Genomic DNA, 21,814 nt, shown 5'->3' on the forward strand with positions numbered 1-21,814 from the left:
GGAATTAAAAAACTCCTCGATAGATTCCCTGTGAACTACGAGGAGACAGGGCGCGATTGTAGAGGCTGCGCGCCCTGGTTCTCTGCGAGCGGCTGACACAACGCCCCCTGGCTTCGTTGTTCCGTCTTGTCGTACTGCTGTACTGTCTGCGACGGAACGCTTGGCAAGGGCCGTTTCGCTGGGGGGTGTCAGCCGCTCTGAAGTCTGATTCAGTCGTACTTCATGGTGTAGATGAGGTCCAGCGCACTGTTGCTGCCGGCCTGGCCGCGCAGGGTCAGGCGGCGTGACAGGTCGTAGAAGATGTACAGCGCCCCCATGGTGCCCGAAAGGGTGCGCTCGTAGGTCACGTACAGGTCTTTGGAGATGCGCTTGCCGAAGGTGAGCGCGGCGCTGCTCGCATCTTCGCCCGCAGCTGCGCCCTTGAAGCCGATTTCATCCAGGCCCACGCGGTTGGCCAGATTGGCGGTGACCGACTGGCCGCGGTTACCCAGCAGGGCCAGTGCGGCCTGTTGCAGCACGGCGGCCTCGGCGCCGCCTGCAGTGGCGTCGCGGCCCAGCACCACCCAGGCGAGTTTTTCTGCGTCGGGCAGTTCGGGGTCGGAGTACAGGCGCACGCGGGGGGCCAGGGCCGAGCCGGTGACCTGCACGCCCGCGCGCACGCTGATGTTGGGCCGCAGGGCCAGGATGTCGAGCGAGGGATTGTTGTAGGGGCCGTTGAAGCGGATCAGGCCGGTTTCCACGTCCAGCACCTGGCCCCAGGCGCGGTAGCGGCCTTCTTCGGTGCGCACCTCGCCCGTCACGCGGGGCGGGGCACCGGGTGTGGGGCTGCTGCGCAGTTCCACCTCGCCGGTCAGCCGGGTGGTGATGCCTCGGCCCTGCAGCGCAAAGTCGCGGCCCAGGTTCAACGTGACAGCCATCACCGGGGGCTTGGCGGGCACCATCTGGGGGCTCCCTGAGACGCCTGCTGGCTCAGAGCGGGCTGCTTCCTGCTCGGCCTTTTGCTGGGCGCGGCCCGCCGCCTGTGCGCTGGCCTGGGCCTGCCTGTCGCGGGCGGCAGAGCGCACCACCACGTCAGAGCCCAGGCTGGGCGCAGATTCGTCGGGCAGGATGATGGTGGCGCGGTCTGTGGTCAGCTGACCTGTCAGGCTGAACTGGCCTTGCTCCAGCCGCGCCTGCAATGTGCCTGACACGCTGACCTGCCGGTCTGCCCGCACCAGCACCTGCAGCGCCTTGGCCTGTGCCTGCAGGTTGAGGGTGATGCGGGGCGGCGCGCCCGTGGCGGTGTCGGCATCGCTCCAGCCGAGGCGGCCTGTGGCCGACAGGGTGCCTCGCTCCTCCGGGGCAGGGGTGCGGTTGCCACTCTGGCCCGTAATGCGGGCCTTGCTGCCACGCCCGCCCTGCAGCTGGAACTCGGTCAGTTCCACCTGATTGCCCCGCAGGGTGGCGCGCAGCCGACCGCCTTGCAGGTCCACCCCGTCGATCAGCGAGCGCACGGCCAGGTCGTCTGCCGCCAGGGTGCCTACCCAGCGGGGCGCATTGTGTGTGCCGGACAAGGTGGCATTGGCATCCAACGTGCCACGCACGCGCCAGCCGGGGGGAGCCAGGGCAGACCAGACCCCCACATCGGGAAGGCGCGCACGCACGGTGCCCGCCAGTGGCGCATCAGCGGCCCACAGGGCGCTGTTGGCATCCTGCGCACCCCACTGAATGCGGGTGGAGGCACTGGCATCGATCTCCCCCGCGCGTGCGCTGGCCCATTGCAGGCGGGCGCTGAGGGCATCCCCTTGCAGTTGCACAGACAGCTCGGCCTGACGCACCCCTGCTGCGGTGCCCCCTGCAGCAGGGGTAGCCATGGCCGTGACGCTGCCCGCGCCCAGGCCTTGCCCACTGCTGACGCTGATGGCCCCCGCAGGGGATTCGCCACCCAGGATGCGCAGATCGCCCTGCGTGCGGCGCAGGCTGGCCGTGGCGCGCGGGGTGTCGGGGGTGTTCATGGTGTCCACGTTCCATTCACCGTCCAGCAGCAGGTCGGTAGACAAGCCCAGGCGTGCCAGCAGGGGTTGCGGTGCCAGCATAGGCGCAGTGGGCGAGGGGGCTGCGCCGGGCAGCGGCGCCGCTGCGGGCGTAGCCACGGGCACGGGTTCGGCCACGGTGCCCAGGGCATCCACCCAGGCGAGGGGCAGGCCTTGCAGCGTGCCCTGCGTTTGCAGGCGCGGCGCGGTGCCGCCACCGGTGGCCAGATGCAGCGGCTGCCAGCGCAGTTGCACCGTGCCGGGTTGCGGGCCGGTCACCTGCGCCTGGCCTGCGGAGGCCTGAATCTCCATGCGGGATGGCTGGGCGGGTGGGTTGGCCGGGTTGTCTCGATGACTGCGGGTGTCACGCTTGCCATTGGTGGCTTGGGCAGGGGGCTGCATGCGCACCGACACTGTGAGGGGCGATGTGAGCTGTGCTGTCCATGCGCCAGGGCGGCGGGTGTCTTGCCACTGGGCGCGCAGGGTTTGCCATTGCGTCTGCCAGTGGCCGGGGCCTGCTGCAGCCCCTGTGCTGCCTGCACCCCCTGCTCCTCCCGTAACGCGGGTCTGCACGCTCAAGCGCTGCGTGCCGCTGCGTGCCTCACCCTCCAGCGTCAGGCTGGCCTGGTTGATCTGGCCTTGCAGTTCGGCCTTGATGCCACGCCACTGAATGTGGGTGGCCGTGTTGCTGCTTTCGCCTGCGGGTAACTGGGTGTCGAGCTGGGGGCTGGTCAGCGTGGCCTGCACAGAAAACGGCCCTGCGTTGCTGCCTGCACCTGTCGGGGTGCCAGGCGCTGCATTTTGGGCGGCGGCCCATTGCTGCTGCAGACTGTGCCAGCCACCCGTCCACTGCGCTTGCAGCTGCGCCTGGCCCTTGGCCGTGATGCCCTGCAGCGCAGGCTGCAGGGCCTTGCCCAGCCAGGGAAGGGCGGCCAGCCAGCGCAGGCTCTGGTCCGCATCGCCCACGCGCACCGCCGCTTCGCCCTTGCCTGTGCGGGGGGCGATATTGCCTTGCAGGCGCAAGTCACTGCCGGGAATGCGCAGGTTCAGCAAACCCTGTGCTGCCACGGCACGCTGGGGTGGGGAAGCCACGTCGGCCTTCGCTTCCCCCAGGCTGATGCGCAGATCCGTCGCCTGTGCGTGGGCCTGCAGTGCGTCCAGCGTCAGGCTGTCAATGTGTGCGGTGCCGCCACTCTCGTGCGGGCTCCATTGGCCCTGGGTGGTGAACGCATCCACGCGCAGTGCCCCAGATTTGGCGGAGGGGGCGGGGCGTGCCGCGCGGATGTCTGCCGTAAAGCGCACGGCCTGAGTGGTGTCGGATACCACCCGCGCCTGCACAGTGCCAGAAAGGGGCGCGGCTGCCAGCGCGGAATGCAGCGCGTCGGGCGACAGGTTGCGCAATGCCGCCTGCCCTTCAAACACCTGGGTTGCCGGGGTGAACTGACCTTGCAGGGTGATGGAGCCCGCTGCAGCCCCGGTGCCCGAATCCTTGCCCACGGTGGCTGTCGCGGATGGCACGGACCAGCGCGCCCCGTCATACGTGGCCTGGGCGCTCAACTGCGACAGGGGCAGACGCTGCACATCCCAGGGGCCGCTTTGCAGATTGGCCACATCCACACCCAGCCGCCAGCGGGTGGGCTGGCCCGCCTCGTCAGGTGCCACGCCCACATTGAGCGTGCCATGCAGCTGTGTGACGGGCGCTTGGGGCCACAGCGCTGCAAGGTTCAGGGCCTGCAGTGTGGCGCTGGCCTGTTGCAGGGGTTGTGGTGCCCAGGGCAACACGGTGGCCTGCACGGTAGCGCGCATCGCAGCTTGCGGATTGGGCGACTTGCCAGGCGCTTTGCCGGTGGAGTTCGCCGGGGCCGTGGCGATACCGTCATCAGGCAGCAAATCCGCCTGCAGTTGCAGGCGTGCTGCGGCGCTGGCCAGCGTGCCCTGTACGCTGGCATGGGCCTGGGCCGTCAAGGCTTCAGTGCGGCCGGGCAAGGCGGTGGTGACGGTGCCATCCACGCGCGCCTGCAGCGCCATGGGTGCTGCACCCTGCAGCGTGGCTTGCGCCGTGTACTGGCCCCGCGCCAGCACCAGTTGCTCTATCTGCAACTGGTGGTTCTGCCCGTCAAACCGGTAATGGCCCGCAAGGCCGTTGATCTGCACGGTGGGGGCCGCAGCATCTGCACCCCATTGCAGCGTGTCCACCCGCAAGGGCAGGTCGATGGCCAGGGGCAGCAGCAACTGCTGCAGGGGCTCGGTAGGTGGTTTGGGCGCGTCTTCCGGCGGTTCTGCGGGAATGATCTGCACGCGGGCGGCACTCACCTCACTCAGCTCCAGCCTGCGTTGCAGCAGGGCGGGCAGTTGCCAGCCCAGGCGGGCGTCGGTCACTTCCACGGTCAGGTTGGGGCTGCTCCAGCGCAGCCAGCCAATCTGTCCGCCGCTGCGCAGCGATCCGCTCACATCGCGGCTTTGCAGGGTCTGCCCTGCGGGCAGCCATTGCGCAGCGCGCTCCAGCGCCGTCGCCAGCGATGTGGACTGGCTCGCCCACCACCACACCAGCCCGGCCACCAGCACCAGCGCAAGCACACAGCCTGCAAGCCATTGCAGCAGCCGTGCGGCGCCACGGCGGCGTGGCTGTGGTGACGGTGGGGGCGGTCGCAGGTCATCGGGCCACGGTGTCTGCGCCGATGCAGCGGCGTGAGGAGCCTTGCGCAGGGGGCCGGGCTCCACACCGGGGGCAACAGGTTCTGGCCCCGTGTGGGGGTCTTGGGGAAGCGACATCAGACGATCAGAAAGTGAACCCCAGCCGCAGGTGCAGCCGCAGTTTTTTGGATTGCACGCCCCAGGCCAGATCGGCCTGCAGGGGCCCCACGGGGCTGCGCCAGCGCACGCCCGTGCCTACGCCCACGCGCGGGTCCAGGTCGCCCACGCGGTCGGCTACGGCACCGGCGTCTACAAACAGGGTGTTTTCCCAGTCGGTCATGTTGCCGCCGTAGACGATGGGGCGTTGCCATTCCACGCTGGCCACGGCCATGTAGCGGCCTCCGTAGAGCTGGTTGTTGCTGGTGCGGGCACCGATGGCGCGGTAGCCATAGCCGCGCACGGTGGTGTCGCCACCGGTCAGGAAGAGCTGGGTGACCGGGATCTCGGCGCTGCTGCGCGCCACCACGGCACCGACTTCGGTGCGCAGTGACAGGCGGGCGTTGCGTGCCACGCCATCGGCGGCTTCCACCCGCCCTGCGGGGAAGAACGACTGCCACCGCACCAGGGTGCGGGTAAAGGGCGTGCGCTCAGGGCGCAGGGTGACGCCTGCTCCCAGTTCCACAGCAATGCCATAGCCGCGTGTGGGCGCAGTGTTGTTGTTGAAGTAGCGGCCTGTCCAGCCGTAGTTAACGCTCAGTGCCGCGCTGTCTGCCGGGGCATTCAGGCCCTGGGCGCGGGTGGTGTCGTAGCGCAGGTAGTACGTGCGGTCGATGCTCTTGGTGCTTTTGGATCGGCCCCCCAGCACTTCCACGCTGTTGACGTCGTAGTCACCCGTCTGCTGGCGCTGTGCCAGGCCTGAGGTGAACCAGCGCCAGCCGTTGTCATCGGGCAGGGCGGTCCAGCCCGTGCCAATCTGCTGCGCGTTCTTGTCCAGCGAGAGCTTGTTGACGGCACGCCATCCATCGGCGGGAAACTGGTTGTGGCTGTGGTCGATGGACAGACGCGGGCCGCTGTCGGTGGAGACACCCACGCCAAACACCAGCTTCTGCAGCTTGGCTTCGCGCACCTGGGCAATCACCGGGGCGGCTTGCGGGTTGGGGCTTTCGGTGTCCAGCGTGAGGAACACCGCGTCGTAATACCCGCTGCTGGCCAGGCGCTGCTGCGCATCCAGCAGTTCGGCCTCATCGTAGACGCTGCCGGTGGGCACGCGGGCCAGGCGGCGGGCGCCTTCGGGGCTGTACCGCTCGTTGCCGCGCACCTGCAGCGTGCCAAAGCGGAAGGCGGGGCCCGGGTCATAGGTCACTGCCAGATTGGCCTCATGGGTGTCAGCGTCCACCTCGGCACGGCTGCTGGCAATGCTTGCGGTGGGGTAGCGGCGCACCTGCAGTTGGCGCAGGCCTGCCTTTTTGGCGTCGTCCCACGCCGATTGGGTGAAGGGGCTGCCTGCGGGCAAGGCCCAGTCGCGCTGCACACGTTCGAGCTGGCGCACGCGTGCGCCGGGCTCGGTCTCCGCCCCTTCGGCAAAGCGGATGTCGGCCTGTGCAATACGCGTCTGCGTGCCAGGCTCCACGGTCATGGTTACCGCATAGCGGGGCGCGGGCGGTGCAACTTCGCGCACCTGGATGGCTATGTCCGGCGCAAAGTAGCCCAGCGTGCCCAGCAGTTCGCGGGCGTTGGCGTCTGCGGCATGCAGCAAACGGCGCAATTCTTCGGCCTGCAGATCGGGCAGTTGCCGAAAGCGCTGCAGCTCCAGATGCCGCTCCAGCATCTCGCGCACGGAAGGCGGTGCGTTCACCTCCAGGGTGAAGGTGGGCTGGGCGTCGTTGGTGGTCACGGCGGCAGCATCGTCCTTGCGCTCGGTCTGCTTGCCGGGCAGCAGGCTGCAGCCAGACAAACCCAGCACGCCACAAAGCAGCAACGCCGACCAAGCGGCCGGCGTTGGATGGGACTGCGCCTGGGCCCTGGCCAGGGCGCGCTCCACGGAAAAAGGAAGAGAAAAATTCATGTCGCTAAAGGCAGGGCAGCAGATAAGTATGGACTGCCGCTGCCCCCGGCACTATGCCTTGAAAAGGCCTCCGTTTCTGTAGGACAGCATCGGCGCGTTGCCGCGCGTGACTTACACCGGCAGAGGCTTTATTTGGACAGCAGTCGCATGGTCTCTTCCAACCCCTTGAGCGAGAGTGGAAACATGCGGTTGCCAATAAGCTGCTGGATGATGCTGATGCTCTGGCGGTATTGCCACACGCCCTGGGGCTCGGGGTTGATCCACGCAAACTTCGGGAAGGCGTGCGTGAGGCGCTGAATCCATTCGGCCCCAGGTTCTTCGTTGTTGTATTCCACACTGCCGCCGGGCTGCAGGATTTCGTAGGGGCTCATGGTGGCATCGCCCACAAAGATCAACTTGTAGTCCTTGTTGTACTTGCGGATGATGTCCCAGGTCGGAAACTTCTCTGCAAAGCGGCGTTTGTTGTTCTTCCACATGAAGTCGTACACGCAGTTGTGGAAGTAGTAGAACTCCAGGTGCTTGAACTCGCTCTTGACGGCGCTGAACAGCTCCTCCACACGCTGGATGTGCTCATCCATCGTGCCGCCCACGTCCATCAGCAGCAGCACTTTCACGTTGTTGTGCCGCTCGGGAATCATCTTGATGTCCAGGTAGCCCGCGTTGGCTGCTGTGCTGCGAATGGTGTCCGGCAGGTCCAGCTCCATCTCGTGCCCGTCGCGCGCAAACTTGCGCAGCCTGCGCAGCGCGACCTTGATGTTGCGGGTGCCCAATTCCTGCTGGTCGTCATAGTCGCGATAGGCGCGCTGCTCCCACACCTTCACCGCACTCTTGTTCTTGCCCGCGCCGCCAATGCGCACGCCCTGCGGGTTGTAGCCGCCGTGGCCAAAGGGGCTGGTGCCGCCGGTGCCGATCCATTTGTTGCCACCTTCGTGGCGTTCTTTCTGCTCTTCCAGGCGCTTCTTCAGCGTCTCCATCAGCTCGTCCCAGCCCATCTTCTCGATGGCGGCCTTTTGCTCAGGCGTCAGCTCCCGCTCCAGCACTTTGCGCAGCCAGTCGGCGGGGATTTCCTTGGTGAAGTCGGCCACCATCTCCACGCCCTTGAAGTAGGCGCCGAAGGCCCGGTCGAACTTGTCGTAGTGCTTCTCGTCCTTGACCAGCGTGAGGCGCGAGAGGTTGTAGAAGTCGTCCAGACTCCACGCGTCGTCAGAGCGCGGCCCCACCACCCCGGCCTGAAGGGCTTCGAGCAGGGTGAGGTATTCCTTCACGGACACGGGCAGCTTGGCCGCGCGCAGGGTGTAGAAAAAATCAATCAGCATAGGGGCCTCTCGCGCTGTGTGGATGTGCGGTGGCTGCTCTTAAATCAATAGCGGTGGCGTTCGGGTGATGCAACCCGTGTCAGCCTTTGTCCTTGGGCGCTGGTGGGGTGGATGTGTCCGAAGGTGGCTGCGCTGCCCGCCAGCGCCGCGCACCGTGCAGCCCCAGGCCGCCGCCCAGGCCCACCAGTGCAATTCCCAGCAGACTCGCCGGGCCATAGCCGGGGGCAAAAATGTCAAACCCCATCAGCCATGCCAGACCATAGCCCGCCAGCGCGCCGCCTACAAAGCCCACCGCGTCCGACAGGCCTTCCACCAGCAGGCGCCGGGTCTCGCTCATGGTGGTCTCAGCGGTTGCGCTGGTTCATGAACACCAGCTTTTCAAACAGGCTCACGTCCTGCTCGTTCTTGAGCAGCGCGCCCACCAGCGGCGGCACCGACACCTTGTTGTCTGCGCTTTGCAGGGCTTCGAGTGGAATGTCTTCGGCCACCAGCAGCTTGAGCCAGTCGATCAGCTCGCTGGTCGATGGCTTCTTCTTCAGACCCGGCAGGTTGCGCACCTCGTAGAACGTCTTCATCGCCACGGTGAGCAGGTCGCTCTTGAGCGTGGGGAAGTGCACGTTCACGATCTGGCGCATCGTGTCGGCATCAGGGAACTTGATGAAGTGGAAGAAGCAACGGCGCAGGAAGGCGTCGGGCAGTTCCTTCTCGTTGTTGGAGGTGATGAACACCAGGGGCCGGTGCTTGGCGCGGATGAGCTCGCGCGTTTCGTAGCAATAGAACTCCATGCGATCCAGCTCGCGCAGCAGGTCGTTGGGGAACTCGATATCGGCCTTGTCGATTTCATCGATCAGCAACGCCACAGGCTGATCGGCCGTGAAGGCCTGCCACAGCACGCCCTGCACGATGTAGTTGCGGATGTCCTTCACACGTTCGGCGCTGTCTCCATCATTGAGCTGGCTGTCGCGCAGGCGGCTCACGGCGTCGTATTCATACAACCCTTGCTGCGCCTTGGTGGTCGATTTGATGTGCCATTGCAGCAGCGGCATGCCCAGGGCCTGGGCCACTTCTTCGGCCAGCATGGTCTTGCCGGTGCCGGGCTCGCCCTTGATGAGCAAAGGGCGTTGCAAGGTGATGGCGGCATTCACTGCCAACATCAAATCCTGGGTGGCTACGTAATTCTGGGAACCGTGAAATTTCATAAGGGAAATCACCGAATCGTTGATGAATGGGCTTGACAGGTGCTCGGTATAATCAAACGCCGAGCGGGGCCCAGAACCGAACTTCCACGAGATTGTGCGCGCAAAATGAACAAAACGCTGACCACGATATTTGCCTTGGCTGTCGCTTCTGTGACCGCTGTTTCTCAAGCTCAGGAAGTCAAGGGTGACATCAACGCGGGCGAAAAGAAGATTGCCATGTGCATCGGTTGCCACGGCATTCCCGGCTATCAGGCCAGCTTTCCTGAAGTGCACAAGGTGCCCATGATTTCGGGCCAGAGCGGCAAGTACATTGCCTCTGCGCTGGAAGCCTACAAGAAGGGCGACCGCAAGCACCCCACCATGCGTGGCATTGCCGATTCGCTGTCCGACCAGGACATCGCCGATGTGGCTGCCTACTACGAACAGCACGGCAAGAAGGCCACTGAGCTGCCTGCCAAGCCCACACGCGAACCCAGCGCCCAAGTGGCTGAGTTGCTGAAGAAGGGCGCATGCGTGTCCTGCCACGGCGACAACTTCGCTAAGCCCATCGATCCCTCTTACCCCAAGATTGCGGGCCAGCATTCCGACTATCTGTTCGTAGCGCTCAAGTCGTACAAGGCTGATGCGGGCAACGCCAATGTGGGCCGCAACAACGCCATCATGGGCGGTGTCGCCAAGCAGTTCACCAACGCGGAACTCAAGGCACTTGCAAACTACCTGGGCACCGTGGAGGGCGACCTGCAGGTGGTGCCCCAGTCGCGCTTCCGCCGATGACTTTCAGCGGTCAGGTATCGCAGGTCTGACACCGCGACCATTACTTACCCCCCAACAAAAAGGCCCGCATCTGCGGGCCTTTTTGTTGGGGTCTTGCGTGGTGCCTCGCGGTCAGGAGGTCTGCTTGCAGACGGAACGCACGCTGTTGTAGAGGATCTTGCCGTCGTAGATGCCAAACGCATCATCTTGCTGGCAGGTCTGCACCATCACCACGTCGCCATCCTCCTTCACGGTTGTCGTATGCGTGTGCTTGGCCGTGGCCTGTGTGCCGTCAGCGCTGATCTTGATCTGTACGCCAGATTGCTGCACGCTGGCCCGCAGACCATTGGATGCCAGGGTCTGGGCAGAGGTGCGCTGCAGCTCGCACAGTTCCTTGCGTTTGCCCGACATGGTGCTGGGGGGCTTGGTTGAGGTGTCGGTGATGGAGAAGGCTATGTCTGGCGCAGCCAGGGCGCACTGGCCTTTGTAGTCGCCGCGTGTGCCCAGATCGATGGCCTGCCGCAGGATAGCGGCGATGGCGGCCTCGGTGATCTTGCCCTTGACGGCGGCGTTGCTGAAACTGGCCGCATTTTTGCCAGCAGCGGTGGCAGCGGCTGAAGGCTTGGGAGCCTCGCTGGCGCAGGCGCGGTCAGAGTAGACCACCTGGCCGCTGCCGTCTGTGCACTTGAAAAGATTGCCCGCCTGGGCAGACGACAGGCCGGTGCCGACCAGCATGGCAGCCGCCAGCAGACTGCGTGTAGAGAGGAAAGACATGGTGTACGGCCCTTGGTTGATGGCTGCCAAAAAAGTCAACGGAGTGTAGCCAGTTGCCTGCATGGGGCGTATGTCACACAGCGGTCTTGTCGTATTTCTGCATCTAGGCAGAAATCGCCCGTTGCGCTTATCAATCAAGCGCAGGCAGCTATCAAATAGATAGCTGAAGCGGCTTGGTGAACGAGCTGTGTGCAAGGGTCATCAGGCCGCTGCCGCACCCAGTGCCAAGCACACGCAGGCAGCCACCGTGAGGCGCCAGCGCAGTGGCAGGTACCAGGTGGGCAGGGTGGCTTGGCGTGCAAGCCGGTGGTCTTGCCACAGGTGTGCGGCAAAGCCTGCCATCAGCAAGGGGGCGCCCATCTGCGGGGGCAGCAACAGTGCGGGCCATGCCAGCAGACAGGGCACCACGCTCCAGACAAAGCGGCGTGTGCGCTCTGCCTCATCCAGGTCCGGCAGTGCCATGGCTAGGCCCCAGTGCAGCGCGCCCACAAAGCTCAGGATGACTGCGCCGTAGCCCATCAGGGCCGTGGCCCACAACGGGGTGCCGGGTGCCCACCAACCCACCAGGGCAAGCGCCACGAAGGGCAGCAGCCCGCCATAACCCAGGTATGCGACGGGCGTGGGCAGTTGTGGCGGCAGCGATGGGGTTGCTGATGGTGGGGTTGCAGGTGTGGTTTGCATCGTGCCTCCGGTGGGTAAGGCGGAATTGTCTGCAAACCGGGACTCTTGAGTGGACCGTGTGGTCAGAGTCTCCGTTGCGGGCAGGTGTGCTGTAGGGCGGACGGCAGATCGTCAACAGGCTCTCATACCGTCAAGCGCGCTCGTGCCCCTCGCGTGTGAAGGCCGTTATGTGCGCCCGCGAAAGTCACGCCATTGCACGCGGGTGAACCAGGCAGACACAACACCGAGCACGGCGTAGAAGGCAAACAGGCGCCAGTCCACGGCCGGGAATTTCCAGAGGTCGCTGATCACGGCAGACACGCTGATGGCACACAGCAGGCCACTGAGCAGGGCCCAGATCAAGGCCAGAAACCGTTCCACCCCGGTCTTGACGTTCGCCATGGTGTGCCTTGTCTGCTGCCAGGCATGCGCTGCATCGCTCAGTGGGCTCTCTTCCTGCGCAGCCAGGGCCTGAGCCACGTCGGGTTGCTCCACCAAAGCAGCGAAATCACCCCGCCGAGGGTGCGCCGCACGTCTGCGCCACCACAGGACCAGAAAAACAAGGGCAATGGCTGCGACGAAGATGCCAGCGTAGAGCAACTGGTCTTGCCACGGCACCTCAGACGCGTGGAGCAGGTAGTGAAGCATCGGTTCAAGCCCAGCAGGGGGATGCCGTTCGTGGTCTGGTCAGCAATGGCGGCGAGGCTTCAGTCGCGGGTGGCGCGGCGTTGCACGGCTGCGATGTAGGCATTGCCATCGGGTGGGCGGCCCGAGCGCTGGCTTTCCCACAGCATCTCGCCCAGGCACTCCATGGCAGCGTGGTGCGCGTCGTGCAGCGAGTCGAGCCGCTTGGCCAGCAGTTCCACCGCCTGGCGAATGCCGCGTGGCTGGTCAATGCTGCACTGCTCGCTGATCGACAGATGCATGGACAGGTGCAGAAACGGGTTGGTCTGCTGTGGCGTCTCGTCGTAGTTGCGGGCAATGGCTGCGTCCACGTCCGACAGGTCGGCGTGGTACTCGGGGTGCTCGGCAATCCACAGGCTGGCCAGCGTTTCGATGGCTTCCATGGGCGCGCCGCTTTGGGCTTTGGCGTGCACACCGCACAGAAAGCGGCGCACATCGGCTTGAGAGGGGTTGAACATGGGCTGGGAGGGTAGCACGCACACCCAGCCCTGGCAGGGCCGGGGGGCATGTGGATGGGGATGGGGGGCGGGTCAGCGCCGTGCCGCACCCATCATGCGCGAGATGGTCTGCGCGGCGCGCAGCAGCGGGGGTAGCAGGGTTTGCTGCATCAGCTCGGCGCTGGTGCGGTTGGCCTGGCCGCTGATGTTGAGGGCCGCCACGGTTTGCCCGGCGCGGTTGGTGAGCGGCGCGGCAATCGAGATCAGGCCTTCTTCCAGCTCCTGGTTCACCAGGCACCAGCCTTGGGTGCGGGCCTGGCGGATGCGTTCGAGCAGCGTGGGCAGGTCAGCGGCGGTGTGGGCGGTGAAGGGGTGCAGCTCCAGTGTGGACAGGCGGGCTTGCAGTTCATCGTCGCTCAGCCCCGCCAGCAGCACGCGGCCCATGGATGTCCACGGCGCGGGCAGGCGTGAGCCCACGCCCAGGTTGGTGCGCATGATTTTGTGGGTGGGCACGCGAAGCACGTAGACGATGTCCAGCCCATCGAGCACGGCGGCCGATGACGACTCGCGCACCTGCTCGACCAGGTCTTCCATCACCGGCTCGGCCAGGTTCCACATGGGCAGGGACGACAGGTAGGCAAAGCCCAGGTCCAGGATGCGCGGCGAGAGGCGGAACAGCTTGCCGTCGGTCTCTACATAGCCCAGCGTTTGCAGCGTGAGCAGGATGCGCCGCGCCCCGGCGCGGGTCAGGCCCGTCTGGGCGGCGACCTCGCTCAGGGTTTGCTGGGGTGCGCTGGCGCTGAACGAGCAGATGACCTCCAGCCCCCGTGCGAACGATTGCACATAGCTGTCGCCCGGCTTGGGCGCGCTGGGTGGCTCGGCCGCCGCAGGGGCTGAGGAAGCGTCTGCGGAAGCGGCCGATGAAGAGGCGGACGCAGGCAAGCCCGAGGTGGCCTCGGGGTTTTCAGGGGTGGGCATGGTGGATTCAGTCTCTATAATTCATTATACGAACAAATGTTCTATATGCGAACATTTGATGCAGGTGCTTTGAATCGATGTGCCGATGGGGCTTTCGGTTCGTGCCCAAGTTTTGGTGCCGGGGTGCTCGCCCCATCCATCCGTTTTGCAGGAGACAAGGATTCATGATCAACAAGATAGCCGACTCGGCCGCACAAGCGCTGGCCGGGGTGCGCGATGGTGCCACGGTGCTGATTGGCGGTTTTGGCACGGCGGGGATTCCCGGCGAGCTGATTGACGCCCTGATCGAACACGGCGCGCGCGACCTGACGGTGGTGAACAACAACGCAGGCAATGCCGACCAAGGGCTGGCTGCGCTGCTCAAGGCCGGGCAGGTGCGCAAGATCATCTGCAGCTTTCCGCGCCAGGTGGACAGCTACGTGTTCGACGAGCTGTACCGCAGCGGCAAGCTGGAGCTGGAGCTGGTGCCCCAGGGCAATCTGGCCGAGCGGCTGCGCGCTGCGGGCGCGGGCATCGGCGCTTTCTTCTGCCCCACGGCCTATGGCACGGAATTGGCGGCTGGCAAGGAAACGCGCGAGATCAATGGCAAGCACTACGTGCTGGAGTACCCCATCCACGGCGATGTGGCTCTGATCAAGGCCGAGAAGGGTGACCGCTGGGGCAACCTGACCTATCGCATGTCGGCCCGCAACTTTGGGCCGGTGATGGCCACCGCCGCCAAGACCACCATCGCCACCGTGCACGAAGTGGTGGAGCTGGGGGCGCTGGACCCCGAAGCCATCGTCACGCCGGGTATCTACGTGAGCCATGTGTTGAAGATTGAGCGCACTGCCACGCAGGCAGGCGGCTTCAAGAAGACCGCCTGATTACATAAAAAATGCCTCTGGCGCACAAGGAGAAAGCGTGAGTAGCTATCAAAAACGGAGCAAAGACGAACTCGCCCGCCGCGTGGCGCAGGACATCCACGACGGTGCCTATGTCAACCTGGGCATCGGCCAGCCCACCCTGGTGGCCAACCATATCCCTGAGGGGCGCGAAGTCATCCTGCAAAGCGAGAACGGCATCCTGGGCATGGGCCCGGCACCCGCTGCGGGGCAGGAGGATTACGACCTCATCAACGCGGGCAAGCAGCCGGTGACGCTGCTGCCCGGCGGCGCGTACTTTCACCACGCCGACAGCTTCGGGATGATGCGCGGCGGCCACCTCGACATCTGCGTGCTGGGCGCCTTTCAGGTCAGCGCCACGGGTGACCTGGCCAACTGGAGCACGGGCGAGCCCGGGGCCATTCCCGCAGTGGGCGGGGCGATGGACCTGGCCATTGGTGCCAAGCAGACCTGGGTGATGATGGATTTGCTCACCAAGCAGGGCGCGAGCAAGGTGGTCACGCAGTGCACCTACCCCCTCACCGGTGTCGCCTGCGTGAAGTGCATCTACACCGATCTGTGCACACTGGCCTGCACCCCCACAGGCCTGCAACTCATCGACACCGTGCCCGGCCTGTCGCTGGCCGAGCTGGAGCAGTTGGTGGGCCTGCCCATCCGCCCCGCGGCCTGATTCCGTATTCAGATTCCAGGAGACAAACCCATGAGCCAACCCCAAGCCTTTATCTGCGACGCCATCCGTACGCCCTTTGGTCGCTACGGCGGTGCATTGAGCAGCGTGCGCACCGACGACCTGGGCGCTATCCCCATCAAGGCGCTGATGGACCGCAACCCCGGCGTGGACTGGGCGGCGGTGACCGACGTGCTCTACGGTTGCGCCAACCAGGCGGGTGAAGACAACCGCAACGTGGCCCACATGAGCAGCTTGCTCGCGGGCCTGCCCATCGACGTGCCCGGCGCCACCATCAACCGCCTGTGCGGCTCGGGGCTCGACGCTGTCGGCACCGCAGCGCGCGCCATCAAGGCGGGCGAGGCGGGCCTGATGATCGCGGGCGGCGTGGAGAGCATGAGCCGCGCGCCCTTCGTCATGCCCAAGGCCGAGAGCGCCTTCAGCCGCAACAACGCGGTGTATGACACGACGATTGGCTGGCGCTTCATCAACAAGCTGATGAAGGAAAAGTACGGCGTGGACTCCATGCCCGAAACCGCCGAGAACGTGGCGACGGACTTTGGCATTGAGCGCGAAGCCCAGGACCAGATGGCCCTGCGCAGCCAGCTCAACGCCGTGGCCGCCATCAAGGCCGGTCACCTGGCGCGCGAGATCGTGCCCGTGCACATTCCGCAAAAGAAGGGCGACGCCATCATCGTCAGCCAGGACGAACACCCGCGCGAGACCAGCCTGGAAGCGCTGGCCAAGCTCAAGGGCGTGGTGCGGCCTGACGGCACGGTGACGGCGGGCAACGCATCGGGCGTGAACGACGGCGCCTGCGCGCTGCTGCTGGCCGATGAGGCCAACGCTGCCAAATACGGCCTCAAGCCCCGCGCCCGCGTGGTGGGCATGGCCGTGGCCGGTGTGGCGCCGCGCATCATGGGCTTTGGCCCCACACCGGCGACGCTGAAAGTGCTGGCGCAGACGGGCCTGACCATCGACCACCTGGATGTGATCGAGCTGAACGAAGCCTTTGCTGCCCAAGGCCTGGCCGTGCTGCGCGCCCTGGGCATCAAGGACGATGACGCGCGTGTGAATGCATGGGGCGGCGCCATTGCGCTGGGCCACCCGCTGGGGGCCAGCGGCGCGCGCCTGGTCACCACCGCCGTCAACCGCCTGCACGAACACGCGGGCCAGTACGCGCTGTGCACCATGTGCATCGGCGTGGGCCAGGGCATTGCCGTGATTTTGGAGCGCGTGTGAGCATGACAGAACACAACAGCACCTCCGTCACCCCGGTCACCGTCGTCACCGGTGCCAGCAACGGCATTGGCAAGGCCATTGCCGAAGCCCTGCTGGCCCAGGGACGCGCCGTGGTCAACCTGGACTACGTGCTGCCCACCTGGAGCCACCCGCTGCTCACGTCCTACCAGGGCGACCTGACCGATGAAGCATCAACCCGCGAACGCGCAGCCGAGATTGCGGCCAAGCACAACGTGACGGCGCTGGTGAACAACGCGGGCGCCACACGCCCCGGCACCATCGACACCGCCACCACCGCGCAGCTGGATGACGTGGTGGGGCTGCACCTGCGTGCGCCCATGCTGCTGGTGCAGGCCTTTTTGCCCACGCTGCGTGCTAGCGGGCAGGGCCGCATCGTCAACATGTCGTCCCGCGCTGCTTTGGGCAAGGGCGACCGCATCGTCTACTCCGCCACCAAGGCGGGCCTGATTGGCATGACCCGCACACTGGCCATGGAGTTGGGGGGAGATGGCATCACCGTCAACGCGATTGGCCCTGGGCCGATTGCCACGGAGCTGTTCCGCCAGAGCAACCCCGAGGGCGCGCCGCAAACCGAGCGCATCCTCAATAGCATTGCTGTGGGCCGCATGGGCACGCCCGACGACGTGGCGCGCGCGGCGCTGTTCTTCCTGTCGCCCGACAACGGTTTTGTGACGGGTCAGGTTTTGTACGTGTGCGGCGGCACCACGCTGGGGGTGGCACCGGTTTAAAGCAGCTCACGTCCAGTACGGATTTCCCAACCCCTGAGCAAGGGGCGCAACACTTTTCTCGCCCGGGGCCGCAGAGCCCTGGTTGAGGCCATGGCGCGGCCCGCTGCTGCCGCCATGCACCGATTCCATCCACCTTTTGAAGGAGACAACACCATGAACCGCATTTCAACGACACGCCGACAGGCCTTCTCTGCCCTGGCCGCCGCGGCTCTGGCTGGTGCAGGCTTGCTGGGCAGCGCAGGCGCGCTGGCCCAAAGCTACCCCACCAAGCCCGTCACCATCATCGTGCCGTTCGCTGCGGGCGGCACTACCGACATCCTGGCGCGCATCATCGGGCAGGCGCTGACCACCGAGCTGGGCCAGTCCGTCATCGTGGACAACCGCGCGGGTGCGGGCGGCAACATCGGTGGGCAGGCGGCAGCCAAGGCAATGCCCGATGGCTACACCTTGTTCATGGGTACCGTGGGCACCCACGCCATCAATGCCAGCCTGTACAAGAAGATGCCTTTCGATCCGATCAAGGACTTTGCACCGCTGACCCGCGTGGCCAACGTGCCCAACCTGCTGGTGGCCAACCCCAACCAGCCGTTCAAGTCGGTGAAGGACCTGATCGCCTACGCCAAGGCCAACCCCGGCAAGGTGAACTTCGGCTCGTCGGGCAACGGCAGCTCCATCCACCTGTCGGGCGAGCTGTTCAAGAGCCTCGCCAAGGTGGACATGCAGCATGTGCCCTACAAGGGCAGCGCCCCGGCGGTGACGGATCTGCTGGGCAACCAGATTGCTGTCATGTTCGACAACATGCCCTCGGCCATTCAGCATGTGCGCAGCGGCAAGCTGGTGCCGCTGGCCGTGACCACCGCCAAGCGCTCGCCCGAGCTGCCCAACGTGCCCACCATTGCCGAGGCAGGCGTGCCCGGCTATGAAGCGACATCATGGTTTGGCATGTTTGCGCCAGCAGGCACGCCCGCCCCGGTGGTGGCCCAGCTCAACAAGGCTCTGGTCAAAGTGCTGAACCAGGCCGATGTGAAGAAGAAGATCAACGAGCAGGGCGCGGAAACCGTCAGCGAAACGCCAGAGCAGTTTGCTGCCTTCATCCAGGCCGAGAGCGTGAAGTGGGGCAAGGTGGTGAAGGAGTCCGGGGCCAGTCTGGATTGAGATTGACGCTTTGTTTGCTTCAAAAAACATAGCTGCCTGCGCCTATGGAGTGGGCGCTGGCAGTGTTTTTTATACCAAACCGGTAGTCGGTGCGACCAGCTGGCGCGGCTTCCATCGAGGCAGCGGCTGGTCTGCCGTTGCATGGGCGATGCAGTTTGCAGCTGAATGTCGCTCAGGAGCTTGCTGATATTGCGCAGGCTGCTTTCTTTTTGATAGCGTCTGCGTCGTTCTACTAGTGCCTTGCCGCTGCGCTGGGCCTCCAAAGACCCTCAGCCGTACACGGGCGTGCGGCCCCTGTGCTGGCGGTGTTCGGGCCACAATGGCGGCTGCCGATCTCCTCAGGGTTTTCCCATGACTACCTCTACCCCCCTCAGCGCCGAAATTGCAGCTACCACGGCCCGCATCGTGGTGGAGGAGGGCCTGGAATGGGGCCCGGCCAAGCGCCGCGCCGTGCGGCAGATGGGCCTGCCCGCCCGTACCCCGCTGCCCGACAACGACGAGGTGGAGGCCGCGGTGCGTGAATACATCGACCTGTTCTGTGCCGACACCCAGCCGCGCGAGCTGCGCGCCCTGCGCCAGTTGGCGCTGGTGTGGATGGGGCGCATGGCCGAGTTTCGCCCCCACCTTGCGGGGGCCGTGTGGCACGGCACGGCCACGCGGCTGTCTGATATCTATATCCAGCTGTTCTGTGATGACCCCAAGTCGGCCGAGATTGCGCTGATCGATCACCATGTGGACTATGAACCGCGCACGGTGACCGGGTTTCATGGCGAATCGGTGGAGGCGCTGAGTCTGGGCAGCAAATGCCCCGAACTCAACGAGATGATTGGCGTGCACCTGATGATCTATGACCTGGACGACCTGCGCGGAGCCCTGCGCCCCGACTCCAAGGGCCGCGTTCCCCGCGGCGATGTGACCGCCGTGCGCCGTCTGCTGGAAGAAACTGCACCATGACCGAACTCCGATCAGAACCCCACCCCGAAATGCAGGCAAACCAGAATGTCCCGCCGCTGCAAGGGGCTTCTGCGTCGCAACCCTCTTCTGCGCCCAGCAGTGTCTCCCGCAGGCGCTGGCTGTATGGCGCTGTGGCTGGTGTGGCCGCTGCGGGCGGGGCGGGCATTGCATGGTGGCGGCTGCAACCCCACGCCATGGCAGATGGGGCCGAAGCGGCGCTGTGGGGGTTGGAGTTTGAAACCCCCGCCGGTGGCGCACCGCTGGCCATGAAGGCGCTGGCGGGCAAGCCCGTGCTGCTGAATTTTTGGGCCACCTGGTGCCCGCCCTGTGTGGAAGAGCTGCCCATGCTCAACACCTTTTATCGCGAGCAGGCCGCCAAAGGCTGGCAGGTGGTGGGGTTGGCAATTGACCAGCCTTCGTCCGTGCGCAAGTTTTTGCAGCGCCTACCGCTGGACTTCCCGGTAGGGCTTGCGGGGCTGGGCGGAACGGATCTGGCCCGCTCTCTGGGCAACCTGACGGGGGGGCTTCCGTTCACGGTCGTGCTCGGGCAGGAGGGGCGGGTGCTGCATCGTAAAATGGGGCAAGTGACCGTCCAGGACCTGCAGCAGTGGTCCTCTTTGCGCTGATCTTCAGCGCTTTCGAACCGGCTCAAACCCTCTTTTTTGCTTTGGTTTGACCTCGACGTTATTGAAAATTACCTCCGGAAGGCTGGGGTAGTGCGAAATTAGAGTAAATTCGCGCCCTATTTAGTTTTATAGCCGTTGGAGCTTCCATGGATCTGCGAAAACTCAAAACCCTGATCGACCTCGTGTCCGAGTCAAACGTTTCCGAACTCGAAATCACCGAGGCCGAAGGCAAAGTCCGTATCGTCAAGAGCGGTGGTGCCGTGGTTCAGCAATATGTGGCAGCGCCTGTACAGGCCCCCGTGGCACCTGCAGCCCCTGTCGCGGCACCCGTGGCCGAGTTGCCCAGCCCCGCAGCGGCAGCCCCGACAGGTCATGTGGTCAAGTCGCCCATGGTCGGTACGTTCTACCGCTCGTCCAGCCCCGGCGCCAAGGCCTTTGTGGAAGTGGGCAGTCAGGTCAAAGAGGGCGAGACCCTCTGCATCATCGAAGCCATGAAGATCCTCAACGAGATCGAGGCCGACAAGTCGGGCACCGTGACCCGCATCCTGGGCGAAAACGGCCAAGCCGTGGAATACGGACAACCGCTGTTCGTCATCGAATAAGGCGCCCATGTTCAAGAAAATTCTGGTTGCGAACCGCGGAGAGATTGCTCTGCGTATCCAACGCGCATGCCGCGAGCTGGGAATCAAGGCCGTCATGGTCTATTCCGAAGCGGACCGCGATGCGAAATACGTCAAGCTGGCCGAAGAGGCCGTGTGCATCGGCCCCGCGCCTTCGCCCCTGAGCTACCTCAACATGCCCGCCATCATCTCGGCGGCTGAGGTGACTGATGCTGAGGCCATTCACCCCGGCTACGGCTTCCTGTCCGAGAATGCCGACTTTGCCGAGCGCGTGGAAAAGAGTGGCTTCCAGTTCATCGGCCCCACACCCGAGTCCATCCGCATCATGGGTGACAAGGTATCGGCCAAGCAAGCCATGATCAAGGCAGGCGTGCCCTGCGTGCCCGGCTCTGACGGCGAGCTGCCCGATGATCCGGTGCAGATCCGCCGCATTGCCAAGGCGGTGGGCTACCCGGTCATCATCAAGGCTGCAGGCGGCGGCGGCGGCCGCGGCATGCGCGTGGTGCACACCGAAGCAGCGCTGGTCAACGCCGTGCAGATGACCAAGGCTGAGGCAGGTGCGGCCTTCGGCAATCCTGCGGTGTACATGGAGAAGTTCCTCCAGAACCCTCGCCACATCGAAATCCAGGTGCTGGCCGACAAGCACCGCAACGCCGTGTACCTGGGCGAGCGTGACTGCTCCATGCAGCGCCGCCACCAGAAGGTGATTGAAGAGGCGCCAGCCCCGGGCATTCCCCGCAAGCTGATCGAGAAGATCGGCGAGCGCTGCGTGGCTGCCTGCAAGAAGATCGGCTACCGCGGTGCGGGCACGTTCGAGTTCCTGTACGAAAACGGCGAGTTCTACTTCATCGAGATGAACACCCGCGTGCAGGTGGAGCACCCCGTGACCGAATGGATCACTGGTGTGGACATCGTGAAGACGCAGATCATGGTGGCAGCGGGCGAGAAGCTGCCTTTCACGCAGCGCCAGATCGAGATCCGTGGCCATGCCATCGAGTGCCGGGTGAACGCGGAAGACCCCTACAAGTTCATTCCATCCCCTGGTCGCATCACCACCTGGCACCCACCGGGCGGTCCAGGCGTGCGTGTGGATTCGCATGCGTACACCAACTACTTCGTGCCGCCCAACTACGACTCGATGATCGGCAAGATCATTGTTCATGGCGACACGCGTGAGCAGGCCTTGGCCCGCATGCGCACGGCACTGTCTGAAACCGTGATCGAAGGTATCAACACCAACGTGCCCCTGCACCGGGAGCTGATGGTGGATGCCAAGTTCATGGCTGGCGGCACCAACATCCACTACCTGGAAGAGTGGCTGGCGCAACACAAACGCTAAAGCGTTGAAGAAAGGCGCTGTGAGGCGCTGAGTTACCCTGCATGCTGGCACTTGGAAACAGGTGCC

General features: G+C 65.0%; 20 protein-coding genes. 10 read left to right on the plus strand and 10 right to left on the minus strand.

The genetic code is table 11. The features are described 5' to 3' along the window. Positions 1–209: 209 nt before the first annotated feature. From AACH87_RS05560 to AACH87_RS05580, 5 genes are all read right to left on the minus strand, one after another. Positions 210–4,784 carry a translocation/assembly module TamB domain-containing protein gene (locus tag AACH87_RS05560; RefSeq protein ID WP_338797764.1) on the minus strand — a complete coding sequence of 1,525 codons (4,575 nt, stop codon included), beginning with the start codon at positions 4,782–4,784 and terminating at the stop codon, positions 210–212. A gap of 7 nt (positions 4,785–4,791) precedes the next feature. Then, complete coding sequence (locus tag AACH87_RS05565; RefSeq protein WP_338797765.1) at positions 4,792–6,711, minus strand: BamA/TamA family outer membrane protein; 1,920 nt, start codon at positions 6,709–6,711, stop codon at positions 4,792–4,794. A 128-nt stretch (positions 6,712–6,839) separates the two neighbouring features. Beyond that, positions 6,840–8,027 (minus strand): VWA domain-containing protein, encoded by a 1,188-nt coding sequence (locus AACH87_RS05570; protein WP_338797766.1) that lies wholly within the window; start codon positions 8,025–8,027, stop codon positions 6,840–6,842. Positions 8,028–8,106: 79 nt separating this feature from the next. Further along, positions 8,107–8,364 (minus strand): hypothetical protein, encoded by a 258-nt coding sequence (locus AACH87_RS05575; RefSeq protein ID WP_338797767.1) that lies wholly within the window; start codon positions 8,362–8,364, stop codon positions 8,107–8,109. 7 nt (positions 8,365–8,371) lie between these two features. Then, complete coding sequence (locus AACH87_RS05580; RefSeq protein ID WP_338797768.1) at positions 8,372–9,226, minus strand: MoxR family ATPase; 855 nt, start codon at positions 9,224–9,226, stop codon at positions 8,372–8,374. Between the two features lie 105 nt (positions 9,227–9,331). Between AACH87_RS05580 and AACH87_RS05585 the strand changes: the two genes are divergently transcribed. Continuing rightward, positions 9,332–10,000: a c-type cytochrome gene (locus AACH87_RS05585; RefSeq protein ID WP_338797769.1), complete on the plus strand. Its 669-nt coding sequence runs from the start codon at positions 9,332–9,334 to the stop codon at positions 9,998–10,000. Positions 10,001–10,111: 111 nt separating this feature from the next. On the opposite strand, the gene AACH87_RS05590 is transcribed toward AACH87_RS05585, so the two are convergent. The 5 genes from AACH87_RS05590 to AACH87_RS05610 all read right to left on the minus strand — a co-directional run bounded on the left by AACH87_RS05590 (position 10,112) and on the right by AACH87_RS05610 (position 13,512). Continuing rightward, positions 10,112–10,753: a DUF4124 domain-containing protein gene (locus AACH87_RS05590; RefSeq protein WP_338797770.1), complete on the minus strand. Its 642-nt coding sequence runs from the start codon at positions 10,751–10,753 to the stop codon at positions 10,112–10,114. Positions 10,754–10,954: 201 nt separating this feature from the next. Next, the gene (locus AACH87_RS05595) at positions 10,955–11,434 is read right to left on the minus strand and encodes a DUF3429 domain-containing protein (protein ID WP_338797771.1); all 480 of its coding nucleotides are present in this window, start codon (positions 11,432–11,434) and stop codon (positions 10,955–10,957) included. 165 nt (positions 11,435–11,599) lie between these two features. Next, the gene (locus AACH87_RS05600; protein WP_338797772.1) at positions 11,600–12,061 is read right to left on the minus strand and encodes a hypothetical protein; all 462 of its coding nucleotides are present in this window, start codon (positions 12,059–12,061) and stop codon (positions 11,600–11,602) included. 59 nt (positions 12,062–12,120) lie between these two features. Beyond that, a complete protein-coding gene (locus tag AACH87_RS05605; RefSeq protein WP_338797773.1) occupies positions 12,121–12,555 on the minus strand; it encodes a DUF1841 family protein in 435 nt (144 codons plus the stop codon). Between the two features lie 72 nt (positions 12,556–12,627). Continuing rightward, positions 12,628–13,512: an IclR family transcriptional regulator C-terminal domain-containing protein gene (locus AACH87_RS05610; RefSeq protein ID WP_338797774.1), complete on the minus strand. Its 885-nt coding sequence runs from the start codon at positions 13,510–13,512 to the stop codon at positions 12,628–12,630. A 164-nt stretch (positions 13,513–13,676) separates the two neighbouring features. Here AACH87_RS05610 and AACH87_RS05615 point away from each other — a divergent pair, with 164 nt between their 5' ends. From AACH87_RS05615 to accC, 9 genes are all read left to right on the plus strand, one after another. After that, entirely contained in the window at positions 13,677–14,378 is a 702-nt protein-coding gene (locus AACH87_RS05615) for a 3-oxoacid CoA-transferase subunit A (RefSeq protein WP_338797775.1), read from the plus strand. A gap of 37 nt (positions 14,379–14,415) precedes the next feature. Next, positions 14,416–15,066, plus strand: coding sequence for a 3-oxoacid CoA-transferase subunit B (locus tag AACH87_RS05620; protein WP_338797776.1), 651 nt, complete (start codon positions 14,416–14,418; stop codon positions 15,064–15,066). 30 nt (positions 15,067–15,096) lie between these two features. Next, on the plus strand, positions 15,097–16,305 hold the full coding sequence (gene pcaF, locus AACH87_RS05625) for a 3-oxoadipyl-CoA thiolase (protein WP_338797777.1): 1,209 nt from the start codon (positions 15,097–15,099) through the stop codon (positions 16,303–16,305). Between the two features lie 2 nt (positions 16,306–16,307). Beyond that, positions 16,308–17,054, plus strand: a complete 747-nt coding sequence (locus AACH87_RS05630) for an SDR family oxidoreductase (RefSeq protein WP_338797778.1) — start codon at positions 16,308–16,310, stop codon at positions 17,052–17,054. 153 nt (positions 17,055–17,207) lie between these two features. Further along, entirely contained in the window at positions 17,208–18,209 is a 1,002-nt protein-coding gene (locus tag AACH87_RS05635) for a tripartite tricarboxylate transporter substrate binding protein (protein WP_338797779.1), read from the plus strand. 351 nt (positions 18,210–18,560) lie between these two features. Continuing rightward, on the plus strand, positions 18,561–19,163 hold the full coding sequence (locus tag AACH87_RS05640) for a hypothetical protein (RefSeq protein ID WP_338797780.1): 603 nt from the start codon (positions 18,561–18,563) through the stop codon (positions 19,161–19,163). A 29-nt stretch (positions 19,164–19,192) separates the two neighbouring features. Then, positions 19,193–19,789 carry a TlpA disulfide reductase family protein gene (locus AACH87_RS05645; protein ID WP_338798861.1) on the plus strand — a complete coding sequence of 199 codons (597 nt, stop codon included), beginning with the start codon at positions 19,193–19,195 and terminating at the stop codon, positions 19,787–19,789. A gap of 146 nt (positions 19,790–19,935) precedes the next feature. Further along, positions 19,936–20,391 (plus strand): acetyl-CoA carboxylase biotin carboxyl carrier protein, encoded by a 456-nt coding sequence (gene accB, locus AACH87_RS05650; RefSeq protein ID WP_338797781.1) that lies wholly within the window; start codon positions 19,936–19,938, stop codon positions 20,389–20,391. A gap of 7 nt (positions 20,392–20,398) precedes the next feature. Next, entirely contained in the window at positions 20,399–21,748 is a 1,350-nt protein-coding gene (gene accC / locus AACH87_RS05655) for an acetyl-CoA carboxylase biotin carboxylase subunit (protein WP_338797782.1), read from the plus strand. Positions 21,749–21,814: the final 66 nt, after the last annotated feature.

The sequence above is a fragment of the Acidovorax sp. DW039 genome (genome assembly GCF_037101375.1).
Classification (GTDB): Bacteria; Pseudomonadota; Gammaproteobacteria; order Burkholderiales; family Burkholderiaceae_C; genus Acidovorax.